The organism is Lysinibacillus sp. GbtcB16 (assembly GCF_019091145.1).
GTDB lineage: Bacteria > Bacillota > Bacilli > Bacillales_A > Planococcaceae > Lysinibacillus > Lysinibacillus fusiformis.
The window spans coordinates 1-272 of record NZ_JAGXJV010000393.1; the positions used below are offsets into that span (position 1 = coordinate 1).

Annotated in this window: 1 pseudogene; it reads right to left on the reverse strand. The window is 51.8% G+C overall.

What is annotated here, in order from left to right:
- Positions 1-272: pseudogene (locus tag KVT27_RS24660) on the reverse strand (sulfatase-like hydrolase/transferase); the annotation flags it as partial.

A 272-nucleotide genomic window follows, 5' to 3' on the forward strand; every position in this document is an offset into this window, starting at 1 on the left:
GATACCTTACGCTGTCCCGATTTCACTGCGGGTGCCGCTTCGATTGTCGGAGCCTCTTCACCGGCTTCTGTCATGCGCCGAATCAGTGTCTCGCGCAAACGGTCAGCCACAATGCGATGGGATTCATAGCCAATCAGGTTGGTCAGCTCATACGGATCCGCATGTAAATCATATAAAAATTCCTCGGTATAATGCGTGGAGGATGCATCCTTTACAGGGTTGAGTCCCGTAGAGGCAACACTATATTTCCACCGGTGTGTCCGAATGGCACG